Consider the following 15826-nt stretch of genomic DNA (forward strand, 5'->3'; position numbering starts at 1 on the left):
TCGACGCCGGAAACGCAACAGCGAGGTAGATTTACATGAAGATTGTGCCACTATCGATGCAAGTCAGAAAAATCTGGCGCTTATAAACAGCATCGCATGACGGTGCGGAGGCAGGTACAGTGAACAAACAACCAGCAGCACGGCTGTCGGAACGGTCGGTCGAGCAGTTAATGGATCCGGTAGCGTGGGAAGTCCGTGTGGCGGACGCCAGGAAAAGGCGTCTGGCAGCGATTGAGGCGCGCAGAAGTCAGGAACACGCCAAAGATGTCCCCCAGGACGTGGCACCCAATCCCGTTGTTGAGGAAGCCAAAGCACGGATCACCCGCAAGACACCACCGCATGAGCGGCTGCACGTGTCGAGCAGGATCCGCGGCGGTTCGGACGATGCCAATGCAGTGATCGAACGCGCCGCTATGGTGGCAAAGGCAATGGCGGAAGCCGCCGAGAAGGAACCGGCCACGACCCGCAAACAGACCACCCGGAAGATCTCCATCCCGATGCCGGGCCCGTTTCCGCTGGCAAAATTCGGGGCAGTGTTCCCGAAATCGGCCAAAGCGGCCCCTGCCCAGGCGGAACTGTCCGGACCACGGCCGACCCGCCTTCAGGTCTCTCCGGCCGGTTTCTGGATGATGTTCGCGACCGGTGCCACGGCGGGTATTGCGGCAGCACTCTGGATTGCCGACACGGGAACCTCCGGGATTACCGGTGATCCGGTGACGGCGGCGCTGTCGTCAGAGGAACCGGCGGTCACGGAAGCGACGACCGAACCGGTTCTGGTGGCTGCGCTTGAGACGACACCGGTTGTGTTCTCCGATGCCACGGGCTCAACAACGCCATTCGATGCGGCGATGACCTCGCTCACGCCGGATGTGCAGCCGAAACCGCTTCTTCCCAGGACGGAGCCCCTGTCCCTTGCCGTTCCGGCGCCGCAGCCCCTGCCGGATCAGGAGGTCATCGAAGCCGCGGCCGCACCTGCCGAGGTGACGCCGACAACGACCGCAATCCCTGCCCCACCCTCCGGCACAAAAATCAGGGTTCACATCCCCGATGGCGGCTCCAGCATCGACGGCGAGGCGCTGGTCGCATCGCTGACCGAGGCGGGATACGACGCGATTGGGCCCATCGAGACGTCTTTCACCATCGACACGACCAATGCGCGGTTTTTCCACGAAGCGGACGGCGCGGTGGCGAATTCGCTGATTGGTGCGCTGACGGGTCAGGTTGATCCATCCGCCGTCTCGCGGGATTTCACCCATCTTGAGGCGCGTCCCTCCCAGGGCACGCTGGAACTGTGGCTGTCGGGCAGATCCCAGGACGTGGCGGCTGCGGCCGTGGATGCGGCCCGGCTTCAGGCCCTCGTCCGGTCGGCGAACGCCGAATAACACAAGGTTTAACGCCTGCCGGGGGTTCACGACCGACTCCCCGGCACTTTCCTGCGGCCCCTTTGCGGGCCGCTTTTTTGTGAAGGTGAATTGACCCGGTTCGGCATGTGTAAAGTTGCCTCCGTCACCAAACGGACATATAGCCGCTGAAACGCAGCAGATATGGAACAGCAAACATGATCGGCCGTCTAAACCATGTTGCCATCGCAGTCCCCGATCTCGAGGCTGCCATGCAGTCCTACAGTTCAATGCTTGGCGCAAATGTCGGCGCACCACAGGATGAACCGGATCACGGGGTAACGGTGGTGTTCATTGAACTGCCGAACACCAAAATCGAACTGCTGTACCCGCTTGGTGAGAACTCCCCGATCGGGAAGTTTTTGGATAAAAACAAAAACGGCGGCATTCATCACGTCTGTTACGAGGTCGATGACATCATTGCCTCGCGGGATCATCTCGTCTCAACCGGCGCCCGCATTCTCGGCACTGGAGAGCCGAAAATCGGCGCTCACGGCAAACCGGTTCTGTTCCTGCATCCGGCGGACTTCAACGGAACCCTGATTGAACTGGAACAGGCATGACCATCACATCTGCCATCGTACTCTATTCCGTGCTCTGGTTTCTTGGGCTGCTCGTGGCACTGCCCATCGGAGTACGGACGCAGGGTGAAAGCAACGACGTGGTACCGGGAACGCCCGCCTCAGCGCCGGTTAATCCCCGCATTGCGAAAAAGATGATCTGGGTGACCGGGATCGCTGCCGTTTTGTGGGCGGTGATCTTCTCGGTCATTCAGTGGGGCGGCATCACCATCGAGGATCTCGACTTCTTCAACCGCATGTAGCGACCGGATCAGTCGGGATCTTTGGGCCGCCAGGTGATGAAGAGTTTCCAGGTGGCCAGAGCGGCGATGCCCAGGAAAACCGCGCCCCAGACCGCATTGCCATGCCAGAATTCAAACAGGGCCCAGAGGGCGCTAAACCCGACAATAACAATCCGCACCCAAAGCGGGCGGTAGGCGGGGTGATCCGCATCAATGATTTTCACAGGTCACCCCCGTTGTTTCAGGCACGTTCCACGTATTCCATGGTCTCGGTGGAGACGATGATGGCCTCACCTTCGGACACGAAGGGCGGGATCATGACGCGCACGCCGTTGTCGAGAACAGCGGGTTTGAAGCTGTTGGCGGCAGTCTGACCTTTCACGGCCGGTTCGGTTTCGGCCACGGTTACGGTCACCTTGTCGGGAAGCTGCGCGTTCAGGGCCTCGTCCTCATGGTATTCGATTTTGATGGTCATACCGTCCTGCAGGAACGGGCGGCGGTCACCAAGGATGTCTGCGGGCAGTTCGATCTGCTCGAATGTCTCGGCGTCCATGAAGACGAGCATTCCGTCGCTTTCATAGAGGAACTGCTGGTCCTTCTGCTCAAGACGAACCTTCTCGACCTTGTCCGCGGAACGGAACCGCTCGTTGAGTTTGGAGCCGTTGCGCAGGTTCTTCATCTCGACCTGGGCGAAAGCGCCACCTTTGCCGGGTTTCACGTGATTGACCTTCACGGCCGCCCACAGGCCGCCGTCATGTTCCAGAATGTTGCCCGGACGAATTTCGTTGCCGTTTATTTTTGCCATCGGGGTAATCAATCCATCTCTGATGTGCCGTTTGCGCAGCCTATACGGCCTGTCGGGCAGCCTGACAAGCCGCACGGCTGTCATGGCGCCGTCACGGGAACGATACACCGGACCGTTACCGTACTCCCCGCGTCCGCAGGACAGGGCATGCGGCCCACGTTCCGAGGATCGGCGTTGTATCGGCGGGGATATTTTCATGACATATACAGTTACCGAACCGGAGAGCCCGACGGCCTCCTCAAACGGCGCGCAATGGTTTGTCGTACTCGGGCTCGTTTACCTGCTGCTCGTTGCGGTGGGCATGATCGGCACCGGCTTCAAGGCCGCTGCCGGAGATCAGGCGAAAGACCTCTTCGCCTTTGCCAGCAACCCGGTGACCGGCGTGATTGTGGGCACCGTTGCCACCGCTCTGATCCAGTCATCAAGCACGGTGACCTCGATCATTGTGGGTCTGGTCGCGGGTGGCCTGCCGGTCGAGATTGCCATTCCAATGGTGATGGGGGCCAATATGGGCACGACGATCACCAACACCATCGTCAGCCTGGGCCACGTTCGTCAGGGTGAGGAATTCCGCCGGGCATTCGCCGCCGCAACGGTGCATGACTTCTTTAATCTGTTCAGCATTTTCATCTTCCTCCCGCTCGAAATCATGTTCGGATTCCTGGAGAAGATCGGGCAGACCCTGGCTGGAATTCTGGTTGGCGGCGACTCAATGGCCGTCGGAGGATTCAACTTCATCAAACCGTTGGTCAAACCTCCGGTCAATCTTCTGAAGGACGTGTTCCACGGTATGGGCGCCAATGACGTGGTGACGGGCGTTCTCTTCATCATTCTGGGGATCGCGCTGATTTTTGTGGTGATCACCTATATTGGGAAACTGCTCAAGGTACTGATGGTCGGACGCGCCAAGGCGATTTTGCACGCGGCGGTTGGGCGTGGGCCGGTCTCCGGGATTTTTTCCGGTACCGCAATAACCGTGCTGGTTCAGTCCTCCTCGACCACAACCAGCCTTGTCGTACCGCTGGCCGGTAGCGGTGTGTTCAGTCTGAAGCAGATTTATCCCTTCACGCTGGGCGCCAATATCGGCACCTGTATCACGGCGCTCCTCGCGGCAACGGCAGTCGATGGGGGAAACGCGGTCTTTGCGCTGCAGATCGCGTTGGTGCACCTCAGCTACAACGTCATTGGTGTTCTTTTTATCTACGGGCTGCCCTTTACACGGAACATACCCATCCGCGCCGCGGAATGGCTCGCCGACCTGGCCGTGAAGAACAAGGTCTACGTCGCGGCCTACATTGGAACGGTATTCTTTATCCTCCCCCTGGTTCTGATTGGCATCAGTCAGATCATGGGCTGGTGAAGCGAAAGGATCATAAACATGGATGAAGTGAAAAACCGCAGGGAAGCCCTCGAGGAAAAGATTGAGGACCTTGAGCAGACGCTTGCCGGCCTGAAAGCGCAGTTGCGGGCGGAGTCGGAACGCGAACAGCACGAAGCCATTGACCGCCTTGAGATGTACCTGGGCGATCTCGACAAGAAGAACTCCAATCTTCAGGACTTCTGGAAGTTGCTCCGGAGCGACATCGGGGAGCTTTTCGGCCTCTCCGGAGACAGGGGGAAAAACCAATGAACCGGTACGTGAAAACAGGTCTGGTCCCTGCCCTGCTCCTCGTCTCCGCCACGTCCGGTTTCGCGGGCGTTGAGGAAACAGTTGCGCTTACGGATGTTCCGGCAAGTGTGATGGAAGCGGCCAAAGCCAATCTGGTCGGGTTGCGGGTTGTCAGCGACGCGCCGGTGCCTCTGGAGGACGAGAGCCTGATGGATGACAATCTTTCCGTCACCTATGAGGCGCTCGGCGATGTCAAAATCACTGGTGCGAATACCGAGACCGAGGATGATGGCAGTGTCGTCTACGAAATTCAGGGCACCGTCGACAGTGGTCGCAGGATTGAAATTGATATTGATCCCGACGCCAACGTGGTTGAAATCGAAATCGAGTTTTTTGAGAAGGATGTGCCTGGGGCCGTACTGAAATCGGTGGGGGCGAAAATGCCGGACTTCGTGCCGGAGTTCATTGAGGCCAGCCATTCCGACAGCCTGCAGGTCATTGGCTATGAGTTCGCCGGAAAAATCGGCGACAGCCCGATGGATATCGAGGTATCAGCCGACGGGCGGGACATCACCGTCGCGGACGACTGATATCAAAAAGGCGAAAACCCGCCCCTCGTGATCCCTCGGGGCATTGACACCCCGAACAATCCCACTATAAGCCGCGTCTCCGCCGTCCCATTAGGGCGGCGGTTTTCTGTGGTGTTTGTGGCCTTCGAAAGAGGGAGCCTGTCGGTCGGGAATGAGCCCGGCAAAGGAAAACACCGTACTGTTGTTAAAGGAATGGACCCGTGACCAAGCGTACGTCCTCGAAATACAAACTTGATCGCCGTATGGGCGAAAACATCTGGGGTCGCCCGAAAAGCCCCGTAAACCGCCGTGAGTACGGCCCTGGCCAGCACGGACAGCGCCGCAAGGGCAAACTGTCCGACTTCGGTATCCAGCTGCGCGCCAAGCAGAAGCTGAAAGGCTACTACGGCGACCTGACCGAAAAACAGTTCCGCCGCATCTATGGCGACGCCGTCCGTATGCGCGGTGACACCTCCGAGCTTCTGATCGGCCTGCTTGAGCGCCGTCTCGATGCGGTTGTTTACCGCTCGAAATTCGTACCGACCGTTTTCGCCGCCCGTCAGTTCGTGAACCATGGTCACGTTCTGGTAAACGGCAAGCGCGTCAACATCCCCTCCTACCGCGTGAAGGAAGGCGACGTTGTTCAGGTCCGGGAAAAATCCCGTCAGCTGGCCATCGTCATGGAAGCAACGGCAAGCGCCGAGCGCGACCTGCCTGAGTACCTGAATGTCGACCACTCCAAAATGACCGCCGAACTGGTTCGCACCCCCGCGCTGAGCGACGTGCCCTACCCGGTCATGATGGAACCGAACCTGGTCGTGGAATTCTACGCGAAGAACTGATCTTCGCCGTTCCGACTTACGAAGAAGCCCCCGCATTGCGCCGGGGGCTTTTTTTATTTTCAGCAGTCATTCTCGGCAGTACAGACGCAAAAGCAAAGTGCTTTCGCGCTTTGGCGACTGTTTCGGTCAGCTGGCTTTCATCCAGGCGTCGAGTGCGGCAATGCCTTCGGGCGTCATGCGCAGGCCGAGGCGTGAACGCCGCCATACGACGTCCTCAGCCGTCCGCGCATATTCACGCTCCATCAGCCAACGGATTTCGGCGCCGGTCAGATCGGCCTCAAATTTGGGGCCAAGATCGTCAACCGTTTGCGCGTCACCCAGAATGTCCCGGGTTTCGGTCCCGTAGGCCCGTACCAGCCGTTTGGCCCAGCGGTCACTGAGGAACGGATACCGGCCCATGAGATCAGCGATCAACTGCGCGACGCCATCCACCGGAAAATCACCACCGGGCAGGGCAACGCCGGCGGTCCAGTCGCCTTTCATGCCGGAGAAATAAGATTCGAGTTTCGCGAGTGAGTTTTCCGCGAGTTTCCGATACGTTGTAATTTTGCCGCCAAATACGTTGAGCAGCGGCATCGCCCCACCCTCGTCATGGACCTTCAGAACGTATTCCCGCGTCGCCGCCGTGGCCGAAGCCGCGCCATCATCGTAGAGAGGGCGCACCCCGGAGTATTTCCAAACCACATCCTCCATCCGCACCGGTTTCTCGAAATATCCGGAGGCGAAGTTGCAGAGGTATTCCGCTTCCTCATCGGTGCAGACCGGTTTGGCCGAAGGGTCGGGATGATCCGCGTCGGTGGTGCCGATCAGGGTGAAATCGGTTTCGTATGGAATGGCGAAGATGATGCGCCCGTCCGTCCCCTGAAAGAAATAGCTCTTGTCGTGATCGAACAGGCGTTTCGTCACGATGTGACTGCCCCGGACCAGCCGGATATTGGCGGAAGTGCTTGTGTCCTCCACATGCTCGATCACATCCATCACCCACGGACCACCGGCGTTCACCAGTGCGCGGGCCTGATGCGATGTTTCCGCACCGGAGGCGTCCTGCGTCGTGATCTGCCAAACGCCACCCTCGCGCCTGGCGCTGGTCACTTTGGTACGGGTCAGGATCTCCGCGCCCCGGTTCTCCGCATCACGCGCGTTCAGAACCACAAGCCGCGAGTCCTCGACCCAGCAGTCAGAGTATTCAAAGGCCTTCGCAAACCGGTCCTGAAGCGGCTTGCCCACCGGATCTTTCGTCAGATCAACTGTGGACGTTCCAGGCAGAATGTCGCGACGGCCCAGGTTGTCATAGAGAAACAGACCAAACCGGATCAGCCAGCCAGGCCGCCGCCCCTTCATCCACGGCATAAACAGGTTGAGAAGCTTCGAGGTCGGCGTATCGCCCTCGAACCGCATGTCCTTGTGATAGGGCAGAACGAAACGCATGGGCCAGCTGATATGCGGCATGGCACGCAGCAGGGTTTCGCGTTCGACAAGCGCCTTGCGCACAAGGCCTATCTCAAAGAACTCCAGGTACCGTAGCCCACCGTGAAAAAGCTTGGTCGAGGCGGAAGACGTGGCCGACGCAAGATCGTTCATCTCAGCGAGCTTTACGGACAGCCCGCGTCCCGCAGCGTCGCGGGCAATGCCGCAGCCATTGATCCCACCGCCTATGACAAAGACGTCGACGACCGTTCCGTTCTCCATGAGCGCGTTGACCCGTTGTTCTTTGCGTTTCCATCCACTGCTTCTACGAACATCGCGGAGGGGTTTGAGTCAAACGAATTTTCGTAATTGTTCGTATTTTTGCCGTTTTTATTCGCATTGGCGCCCAAGGGGCCACAATGGCCCACCAACCGAACGCCGAAACCTAGCCCGTAACAAGGCCATCGCCTGCCTGGGCCAGCCCACGCGTGATGCTGCCACTGGTCGGACAGAGCGGGATCAGACAGGCCTGCACCGCATGGTAGATGTCCGGCTTTCCTACGAAAACACGCTCGGTCGGTAGCAGGTTGTCATCGAGCGCCGGGAACCAGCCGCCGTTTTTTCGGTCGATCAGGTGGGTGTCGGTAAAACTCCAGATGCGCCGGTACCAGGTCTCGAACCCCTCGTCCGGGAACACCTGTCCCAAAACGGCTGCGGCGGCAATGCCCTCGCAGCAAGGCCACCAGAAGCGGTCGCTCTGGTCGGGTGCATTGTTCCAGTCAAGCGTGTAGTAGAATCCGCCCGTTTGAGGGTCCCATCCCTGAACGCAGGCATTGTGGAACAGGTTGCGCGCGGCCTCCGGCATCCAGTCGGATTTTCGGCCCTCAAGTTCCCACAGCTGGATCAGAAGGCGGCTCCATTCGAGCGCGTGGCCCGGCGTGGTGCCGGAGGGACGGAACACAGGGTCGCCCGCATAGTGCAGATCCACGTTCCAGTTCGCATCGAAATGTTCAGCCACCCGCCAGTCCACCGCCCGGGCATTGCGGTTGATGATGAGGTCGGCAATGCGGCCCGCGCGGTTCAGGTACTCCCCATCCCCCGTTGCCTCGTATGCGGCCATCAACGCCTCGGTCAGGTGCATGTTGGAGTTCTGCCCGCGATAGTCGCTGATCGGCGCCCAGTCCTGGGCGTATTCCTCGGTGGTCGCTCCAACACCATCATCCCAAAAACGGTCATCCAGTACGGTGCTGACATCCTCCAGAAGGCGATCCGCGTCGGGATGCCCGACAACCTTTGCCGACGCGCCGGCCAGAAGAACAAAAGCATGCCCGTAGGCCTGCTTGGTGCTGTTGCTGATCCCGTCCTCGGAAATGCCCCAAACATAGCCGCCATTGTCGCTGTCGCGGTGTCCCTTCCAGAGAAAATCCATACCCTGATCAATCAGGCGGTCAGCCCCCGGCCGGCCCAATAGATGCGCAATGGCAAAACAGTGAACCATACGCGTGGTCACGTGCAGCTGCCGCACGTCCTCATGTCCCTGGGTTTCCGCGAGCGGACGCCCAACGGTATCGAGATCGTAAAAACCGCCGCGGGGATTTATGGACGTGTACTGGAAAAAACCGAACAGGTCCCCCGCCTGCCCGAGCAGCCAGAGCCGATGGGGAACCAACTTAAGAAATTCCGGTTTCGTGCTGCCTGCCCAACTGGAAGTGTCGGCCGCTGCCTGCTTCGACGTCATTTGCCCGCCCCTGAAAATATGCCTTTGCCGATTTGTTTCAGGGCATGCGGGCAAGCGCAAGCCCGGCGTTGGACTTCGTGGGATATCGCGGCTTCCAACCTTCTTAGCGGTTGCGGCCCAGGTTGCCCCACCGCTAAAGATTCCGCAAACAAAACAACCAGGGCGGACACCAAAATGAGCGAACGGATCGAGGCGAAACTTCTCGTCGACTGCAAAAACCATCTCGGCGAAGGCATTCAATGGAGCGTGGAGCGGCAGCGGGTCTACTGGCCGGATATCTTCGGCAATGTGCTGCAGTCCTGCGACGAGAATGGCGGGGCGATTGAACGCCTGGAACTCGAGACCGGACTGACGGCTTTTGGCTTCACCCGAACCGGACGGGCAATTGCGTCGTTCGTGGACGGGGTCTGCTGGCTCGACATGGAGACAGGCGAACGCGAGATGCTGTATCCATTCCAGCCCGACAATCCCAAAACCCGTCTGAATGATGGAGGACTGGACCGTCAGGGCCGTTTTCTTGTTGGGGGAATGGACGAGGTCGACACGACGGCAATTGCGCCCATGCTGTCCGTAACGCCGAAGGGCGTGCGCGAAATTCTGCAGGGTATTGCAATCTCGAACTCACTCGCGTTTTCGCCCGATGGCAAAACGATGTATTTCACCGATACACCGACCAAAAAAATCTTCGCCTACAGCTATGATACGGAAACCGGCACGCCATCGGAGCCCCGCCTTTTCACCAGGCTTTCCGAAGGAGACGGCGGCCCGGATGGATCGACAGTCGATGCGAAAGGCGGGCTTTGGAATGCCCGGTTCGGCGGCAGCGCTGTGCAGCGCTACCTGCCCGATGGAACACCGGACATTCGCGTAGACCTGACGGTGCCGAATATCACCTGTTGCGCCATTGGTGGCCGGAACATGAACCGGCTGTTCATCACCACCGCCCGCGCCGGCATGTCCGACGAGGCGCTCGATGCCTGTCCAACTGCGGGAGGGCTTTTTGTAGCGGATATACCGGTCAAGGGCCTGGAGGTCGGGTTTTACGCGGATTGATATCCGGTGGTCCACGATTGCCGGGATGACCAAACTCTTCTTCAATGACCTACCAGCCCCCGGCCCCGCCGCGGGCTGATCGGACTGTCCCGCCTCGATTTTCTAATCGCGCTCTATACGATCACTTTTTCGCGCAGCCTGCTCTTTCCGGGGTCATTTGGCTTGCCAGCAAAGCATCAAGAACATAACAGGAACAAAAAGGATTTCCCGGATGGCTCCACGCTCGCTAAAGGAAAAACTCGCGATCCTGTCTGACGCGGCCAAGTATGACGCCTCCTGCGCCTCTTCGGGCGGGGAACGGAGGGACTCGCGCGATGGGAAGGGGCTCGGGTCGTCCGGTGGCTCAGGTATCTGTCACGCCTATGCGCCGGATGGCCGCTGCATCAGTCTGCTGAAAATCCTGATGACGAATTTCTGCATCTATGACTGCGCCTATTGCGTAAACCGGGTGTCGAGCCAGGTTGAGCGTGCCCGGTTTTCAGTTGAGGAGGTCGTGTCACTCACGGTGGAGTTTTATCGCCGCAATTACATTGAGGGCCTGTTTCTGTCGTCGGGGATTATCCGGTCCCCGGATGACACGATGGCCGATATGGTCCGCATTGCCCGAACCCTGCGTGAACAGGAGAACTTCCGCGGATACATCCATCTGAAAACCATTCCCGATGCCGCGCCGGAACTGATCGACGAGGCGGGGAAATGGGCGGACCGGCTCTCGATCAATGTGGAGATGCCGACGGAAACGGCCCTCGCGAAGCTGGCACCAGAGAAGGACGCAAAGGGAATACGAAAGACCATGGCCGAGGTGCGCCTGCGCCGGGAAGCGTCGCGCGAAAAGACCTACCGCGGCAAGCGAAAGGCCAGGTTCGCGCCCGCAGGCCAATCCACGCAGGTCATAGTCGGGGCCGATGGCGCCGACGACCGGGCAATCCTGTCGCAGTCGTCGAACCTCTACGCCAATTATGCGCTGTCGCGGGTGTATTACTCAGCGTTTTCACCGATCCCGGACTCATCGAAGGCCCTGCCCCTGATCCGTCCGCCGCTCATGCGTGAACATCGGCTGTATCAGGCGGACTGGCTTTTGCGGTTTTACGGGTTTGAGGTGGGTGAGATCGCATCCGACGGCATGCTTGATCTCGATATTAACCCCAAGCTGGCCTGGGCGCTGGCAAATCGGGCGCAGTTTCCGGTCGATGTGAACCGCGCGCCGAAGGAAATGCTTCTGCGCGTGCCGGGGTTTGGGACCAAAAGCGTGCAGCGTTTGATCGCCGCGCGGCGACACCGGACGCTGCGCTACGAGGACCTCAAGGCCATGGGCGCGGTGATGAAGCATGCCGCACCGTTTATCACGGCCGGAGGATGGTCACCGCGGGGCCTGACCGATGCCGCTTCGCTGCGCGACCGGTTTGCACCGCCACCGCAACAGTTGAGCCTTTTCTGATGCGACAGGTCGTGCTGCCCGTGATTGGAACGGTTGCGGCATGGCGGCGCGAGGCCCGAGCCCTTGCCGCCGCCGGAGTTTCTCCGGAACAGGTTGCGTGGTGCGTCGGTGAGGGGGAACACGATCTCTTTGCCCAAAACCCGGTTTCAACCGGGATTCCCCGCGAAATTCGGCTGTCAAAAGCCGCGTTGCAAACCATCGACAGCGCGCTGTGTCATTCCGATCCGGAACGCTTTGCACGGGCATATGCGACAGTCCTGCGTCTGTCGAATGGTAACGTGCGGTGGGGCGACCGAAGTGATCAGGCGATCCGCAGAATTCTCGCCGATGCCAAGGCGGTTGGTCGTGACATCCACAAAATGCATGCGTTTGTCCGGTTTCGGGAACTGCCAGCCGATGGACCCAGGCGTGCCTTTGCCGCCTGGTTTGAACCCGAACATCCCATAGTGGAGGCAGCGACGCCATTTTTTGCAAAACGCTTTGGCGATATGGACTGGGTCATCACCACCCCGACGGTCACCGCGACATTTCTGGACGGCAAACTGAGCTTCAGCCAAACACGTGCCCACGACCGTCCTCCGGAAGACGCGACCGAAGATCTCTGGCGGACATATTATGCGAGCATCTTCAATCCAGCCCGGCTGATGGTGTCCGCGATGCAGTCGGAGATGCCGAAAAAATACTGGAAGAACCTGCCGGAGGCCCGCCTGATCCCAGACCTGATCCGTAAGGCGCCGCGCAGGGCGGTGGAAATGCGGGACGCCATGCCGACCGACCCACCGGCACGTCGTGCGGCGGTCGCCCGTTCAATGCTGGAGCGCGAGGTCTCTGCGCCCGAGGCCGGTTCCCTGGACGAACTCCGCGAGGCGGCAGCGGGCTGTACAGGCTGCCCCCTGCACGGACCCGCCACGCAGACTGTTTTTGGCGAAGGGCCGGTTGATGCGCCATTGATGATTGTGGGCGAGCAGCCTGGCGATCAGGAGGACCTGGCCGGGCGGCCGTTTGTGGGGCCGGCAGGTCAGGAGTTTGACATGGCGGCGCAGGCGGCCGGTCTTGACCGGTCCCGCATCTACGTCACCAACGCGGTCAAACACTTCAAGTTTATACCACGAGGCAAACGACGTATCCACCAGCGGCCAAACGTGGGCGAAATTGAGCACTGCCGGTGGTGGCTGAACCTTGAGCGGAGGTTGATCCAGCCGCAACTCATCGTCGCGATGGGGGCCTCCGCCTGCGCGTCGTTCACGGGCTCTGGTACCGGTATCCTCAAACGACGCGGAAGTGTGGAACCCGGACCGGAGGGCACTCCGGTTCTCGTAACACTGCACCCGTCCCACATACTTCGGCTGCCGGACGATTTGGCCAAAGCCCGCGCACGTGCGGACCTTCAGGCCGATCTTGAGCGGGCCAGATCCCTGATTGAGGCCGCGGCGGCCTGATCCTCAGGATTGGGCTTGCCGCCCGGAACGGTCGAGGGCCTCCGCCGCGAAATCGAGTTTCTGCCGCACGAGCTCCGTCACCACAAAAGGATATACATCCTCCATACCCATGGAACGGTTCAGGTGGTTCACGGCAAGGCCGATATCCATCGCGGCGGCCAGATTATCGGGTGGCGTTTCGTCCGCGAAGCCCAGCGCCTGCGCGCTGTCCAAAAGATCGGTCAGGTGCATGACATGGGCGGCCGTTTCGGCCCAGTCCTCATGGGGATGCGCGGATGCGTAGTGGCTGATATGTGCGTCTCGCCAGCTTCCATCATCCTCCGCAGCGTAGTGCTGTTTGAGCGCCTCGCCGTAATCCTCCCGCTCGTCTCCAAACATGACGCGGAAGGCGACCTCGAAGCCCGCATTTTCTGCAGCAAGCCGCAGGAAGAGAAAATGCGCGATCTCGTGGCGAAAATGGCCGATCATCGTGCGGTACGGTTCTTCCATCCGCTCGCGACGCGCGACGATTTCGGCTGGATCAGCTTCGGACACGTTGATCGTAATCAGCCCGTCCGCATGTCCCATGACGGTTCTGGCCGGGCCATCCCGCGTAGTCTCTGAAAGGAGTTTAAAAACCGGCCTCGGCCCGGCATCATTCCTGCCGAACCAGCCAAACGCAATCAGGTTTGCGATAACCCAGCGTTTGGCGGCCTCCGCGCGCGTCCAGAGCTCGGCGTTGCCGTCAACAGCCATGTCAGGATGGGTGCGCGTCATGGAGCAGGACCGGCAAAACCCACTGTCGCCGTCCGCGATCCAGTTGCAGCCGATGGCATCCCGGTTCGCGCAGGGGGCAAATTCGGCGACCATCGCGTCGGCATCCGGGTCGTAACCAACCATCAGGCCACAGGTGCAGGTACAGTTGTTGAACCAAACCCGGTTCCGACATTTGGGGCAGTGATAGACGCGCATCGGTCAACCTTTAAAATAATGTGCGCCGTCGGCGCACCATTACAAAATCCCGCTGGCGATCAATGGGACCCCGCGGGATGTTCAACAGTTTCCAGTTTCGAAAGGAGCACGGCGGAGGCTGATTGCCTCCGTCGCACTCGTTCAGTATCACGGTCATTCCGCGGGTTCCTCGACTCTCGTTTTCTCAGCAGACGCCATGCCGGGCTGATCGGATTTTCCACCCAGCTTGTCACGCACCCCCCGCTCGATGCGGTCGCCAGTGTCGCTGTCAATGTTGCGCCAGTATTCGAAAGCGCGCTGAAGCACCCGCTCGCTGACGCCATCGGTCAAATGTCCAACAACATTGTTGACGAGGCGCTCACGCGCGGCATCATCCATCACGTCGCGCACAAGGATACCCGCCTGAGTCCAGTCGTCATCATCCTGGCGCAGTTCGTAGGCCGCGCGTACCATGTCGCCGTCCGCGTGCCAAAGACCCGCCTCGCGACCTGGATCGGGTTGCGGCGACGGGCCGCCGTAGGAGTTGGGGGTGTAGACCGGGTCCGACACCTTCTCCACCCGCATTGCGCCATCCTTGCTGTAGGAATGGACCGGGGCCTTGGGCTTGTTCACCGGGATCTGTTTGTAGTTCACGCCCAGCCGCGCACGATGGGCATCCGAGTAGGAAAAGCCGCGGGCCAGCAGCATTTTGTCCGGCGAAAGACCGATGCCCGGAACCATGTTGTTCGGCTCAAACGCCGCCTGCTCGATCTCCGTATGGAAATCGGTGGGGTTACGGTCCAGCACGAGCTTGCCGACCTCCATCAGGGGGTAGTCATCATGCGGCCATACCTTGGTCAAATCAAACGGATTGATCCGGTATGTTTTGGCATCCTCGTAGGGCATGATCTGCCATTTAAGGGTCCAGCTCGGGAAATTGCCGTCCGCAATCGACGAAAACAGATCGCGGCGGTGATAATCACCATCAGCGCCGGCCAGCCTGTCCGCCTCATCCTGGCTCAGATAGGCGTTGCCGTCGCCCTGATCCGTGTGGAAGTGAAACTTGACCCAAAACATCTCGTCATTGGCGTTAACCAGGGAATAGGTGTGGCTGGAGTAGCCATTCATTTCGCGCCATGTCCGCGGAATGCCCCGGTCCCCCATCAGGTAGGCCACCTGATGCGCGCTTTCCGGGCTGAGGGTCCAGAAATCCCACTGCATGTCATGGTCGCGCATGTCATTATCGGCGCGACGTTTCTGACTGCGAATGAAATTCTGGAATTTCATCGGGTCGCGGATGAAAAAGACGGGCGTGTTGTTTCCGACCATGTCGAAATTGCCGTCTTCAGTATACATTTTCACCGAAAATCCGCGCGGGTCGCGCCATGTGTCCGGGCTGCCGCGCTCTCCGGCTACCGTAGAAAACCGGACCACAGTGTCCGTCTTCGCGCCCGGTTGGAAAACCTTGGCCTTGGTGTATTTGCTCACGTCTGCCGTGACTTCGAAATGTCCGAAAGCCCCGCCACCTTTGGCATGCGGCTGACGCTCGGGGATCCGCTCGCGGTTGAAGTTCGCCATCTGTTCGAGCAGATAATGATCGTGCAGCACAATCGGCCCGTCGCGGCCTACCGTCAACGAATGCTCGTCGCTGCTGACCCGGATACCTGCATCGGTTGTGGTGGGTGGAACGGATTTGTCGTGCGTCATGGAAACGGCTCCCTGCAAATTAGTGGCTGTACCGGAAACGACGTGCGGGACTAAAGGTTCCGACAGAACTTGATTTCCGCGGAGGAA

16 protein-coding genes are annotated in these 15826 nt (G+C 59.7%); 10 read left to right on the forward strand and 6 right to left on the reverse strand.

Annotated features, from left to right (window positions below; all coding sequences use genetic code 11):
- Window positions 1-119 precede the first annotated feature (119 nt).
- From ACP15P_RS03435 to ACP15P_RS03445, 3 genes are all read left to right on the forward strand, one after another.
- Window positions 120-1382, forward strand: a complete 1263-nt coding sequence (locus tag ACP15P_RS03435; protein ID WP_424927094.1) for a hypothetical protein — start codon at window positions 120-122, stop codon at window positions 1380-1382.
- 176 nt (window positions 1383-1558) lie between these two features.
- Complete coding sequence (mce, locus tag ACP15P_RS03440; protein WP_424927095.1) at window positions 1559-1963, forward strand: methylmalonyl-CoA epimerase; 405 nt, start codon at window positions 1559-1561, stop codon at window positions 1961-1963.
- Window positions 1960-2223 (forward strand): DUF1467 family protein, encoded by a 264-nt coding sequence (locus tag ACP15P_RS03445; RefSeq protein WP_424927096.1) that lies wholly within the window; start codon window positions 1960-1962, stop codon window positions 2221-2223. Before mce ends, ACP15P_RS03445 begins: the two co-directional genes overlap by 4 nt.
- 8 nt (window positions 2224-2231) lie before the next feature.
- On the opposite strand, the gene ACP15P_RS03450 is transcribed toward ACP15P_RS03445, so the two are convergent.
- Together ACP15P_RS03450 and efp are read right to left on the reverse strand one after the other, a co-directional pair.
- Complete coding sequence (locus tag ACP15P_RS03450) at window positions 2232-2426, reverse strand: DUF3329 domain-containing protein (RefSeq protein ID WP_424927097.1); 195 nt, start codon at window positions 2424-2426, stop codon at window positions 2232-2234.
- A gap of 17 nt (window positions 2427-2443) precedes the next feature.
- Window positions 2444-3007: an elongation factor P gene (gene efp / locus ACP15P_RS03455; RefSeq protein WP_424927098.1), complete on the reverse strand. Its 564-nt coding sequence runs from the start codon at window positions 3005-3007 to the stop codon at window positions 2444-2446.
- Window positions 3008-3203: 196 nt separating this feature from the next.
- On the opposite strand from efp, the gene ACP15P_RS03460 reads away from it, so the two are divergent.
- The 4 genes from ACP15P_RS03460 (at window position 3204) to rpsD (ending at window position 6027) form a co-directional block, all read left to right on the forward strand.
- Entirely contained in the window at window positions 3204-4367 is a 1164-nt protein-coding gene (locus ACP15P_RS03460) for a Na/Pi symporter (protein WP_424927099.1), read from the forward strand.
- Window positions 4368-4385: 18 nt separating this feature from the next.
- A complete protein-coding gene (locus ACP15P_RS03465; protein ID WP_424927100.1) occupies window positions 4386-4637 on the forward strand; it encodes a hypothetical protein in 252 nt (83 codons plus the stop codon).
- On the forward strand, window positions 4634-5206 hold the full coding sequence (locus ACP15P_RS03470) for a hypothetical protein (protein WP_424927101.1): 573 nt from the start codon (window positions 4634-4636) through the stop codon (window positions 5204-5206). The genes ACP15P_RS03465 and ACP15P_RS03470 overlap by 4 nt, the downstream gene beginning before the upstream one ends.
- Window positions 5207-5406: 200 nt before the next feature.
- A complete protein-coding gene (gene rpsD / locus ACP15P_RS03475) occupies window positions 5407-6027 on the forward strand; it encodes a 30S ribosomal protein S4 (protein WP_424927102.1) in 621 nt (206 codons plus the stop codon).
- Window positions 6028-6153: 126 nt separating this feature from the next.
- On the opposite strand, the gene glpD is transcribed toward rpsD, so the two are convergent.
- The gene (gene glpD, locus ACP15P_RS03480) at window positions 6154-7716 is read right to left on the reverse strand and encodes a glycerol-3-phosphate dehydrogenase (RefSeq protein WP_424927103.1); all 1563 of its coding nucleotides are present in this window, start codon (window positions 7714-7716) and stop codon (window positions 6154-6156) included.
- Window positions 7717-7879: 163 nt separating this feature from the next.
- A complete protein-coding gene (locus ACP15P_RS03485; protein WP_424927104.1) occupies window positions 7880-9172 on the reverse strand; it encodes an AGE family epimerase/isomerase in 1293 nt (430 codons plus the stop codon).
- A gap of 174 nt (window positions 9173-9346) precedes the next feature.
- Here ACP15P_RS03485 and ACP15P_RS03490 point away from each other — a divergent pair, with 174 nt between their 5' ends.
- The 3 genes from ACP15P_RS03490 to ACP15P_RS03500 all read left to right on the forward strand — a co-directional run bounded on the left by ACP15P_RS03490 (window position 9347) and on the right by ACP15P_RS03500 (window position 13102).
- A complete protein-coding gene (locus tag ACP15P_RS03490) occupies window positions 9347-10225 on the forward strand; it encodes an SMP-30/gluconolactonase/LRE family protein (RefSeq protein ID WP_424927105.1) in 879 nt (292 codons plus the stop codon).
- Between the two features lie 211 nt (window positions 10226-10436).
- Entirely contained in the window at window positions 10437-11663 is a 1227-nt protein-coding gene (locus ACP15P_RS03495) for a putative DNA modification/repair radical SAM protein (RefSeq protein ID WP_424927106.1), read from the forward strand.
- Window positions 11663-13102: a UdgX family uracil-DNA binding protein gene (locus tag ACP15P_RS03500; protein WP_424927107.1), complete on the forward strand. Its 1440-nt coding sequence runs from the start codon at window positions 11663-11665 to the stop codon at window positions 13100-13102. The genes ACP15P_RS03495 and ACP15P_RS03500 overlap by 1 nt, the downstream gene beginning before the upstream one ends.
- A gap of 3 nt (window positions 13103-13105) precedes the next feature.
- Here the strand turns inward: ACP15P_RS03500 and ACP15P_RS03505 are convergent, their stop codons facing one another.
- Both ACP15P_RS03505 and ACP15P_RS03510 read right to left on the reverse strand, forming a co-directional pair.
- A complete protein-coding gene (locus ACP15P_RS03505; RefSeq protein WP_424927108.1) occupies window positions 13106-14053 on the reverse strand; it encodes a zinc-binding metallopeptidase family protein in 948 nt (315 codons plus the stop codon).
- A gap of 153 nt (window positions 14054-14206) precedes the next feature.
- On the reverse strand, window positions 14207-15739 hold the full coding sequence (locus tag ACP15P_RS03510) for a catalase (protein WP_424927109.1): 1533 nt from the start codon (window positions 15737-15739) through the stop codon (window positions 14207-14209).
- Window positions 15740-15826: the final 87 nt, after the last annotated feature.

The organism is Amaricoccus tamworthensis (assembly GCF_049800875.1).
GTDB classification, from domain to species: Bacteria; Pseudomonadota; Alphaproteobacteria; order Rhodobacterales; family Rhodobacteraceae; genus Amaricoccus; species Amaricoccus tamworthensis.

Coding starts and splice junctions, on each gene's coding strand:
- ACP15P_RS03490 (WP_424927105.1), top strand. CDS start 9,347: ATGAGCGAACGGATCGAGGCGAAACTTCTCGTCGACTGCAAAAACCAT.
- ACP15P_RS03505 (WP_424927108.1), bottom strand. CDS start 14,053: ATGCGCGTCTATCACTGCCCCAAATGTCGGAACCGGGTTTGGTTCAAC.
- ACP15P_RS03500 (WP_424927107.1), top strand. CDS start 11,663: ATGCGACAGGTCGTGCTGCCCGTGATTGGAACGGTTGCGGCATGGCGG.
- ACP15P_RS03495 (WP_424927106.1), top strand. CDS start 10,437: ATGGCTCCACGCTCGCTAAAGGAAAAACTCGCGATCCTGTCTGACGCG.
- mce (WP_424927095.1), top strand. CDS start 1,559: ATGATCGGCCGTCTAAACCATGTTGCCATCGCAGTCCCCGATCTCGAG.
- efp (WP_424927098.1), bottom strand. CDS start 3,007: ATGGCAAAAATAAACGGCAACGAAATTCGTCCGGGCAACATTCTGGAA.
- glpD (WP_424927103.1), bottom strand. CDS start 7,716: ATGGAGAACGGAACGGTCGTCGACGTCTTTGTCATAGGCGGTGGGATC.
- ACP15P_RS03445 (WP_424927096.1), top strand. CDS start 1,960: ATGACCATCACATCTGCCATCGTACTCTATTCCGTGCTCTGGTTTCTT.
- ACP15P_RS03470 (WP_424927101.1), top strand. CDS start 4,634: ATGAACCGGTACGTGAAAACAGGTCTGGTCCCTGCCCTGCTCCTCGTC.
- ACP15P_RS03485 (WP_424927104.1), bottom strand. CDS start 9,172: ATGACGTCGAAGCAGGCAGCGGCCGACACTTCCAGTTGGGCAGGCAGC.
- ACP15P_RS03510 (WP_424927109.1), bottom strand. CDS start 15,739: ATGACGCACGACAAATCCGTTCCACCCACCACAACCGATGCAGGTATC.
- ACP15P_RS03465 (WP_424927100.1), top strand. CDS start 4,386: ATGGATGAAGTGAAAAACCGCAGGGAAGCCCTCGAGGAAAAGATTGAG.
- ACP15P_RS03460 (WP_424927099.1), top strand. CDS start 3,204: ATGACATATACAGTTACCGAACCGGAGAGCCCGACGGCCTCCTCAAAC.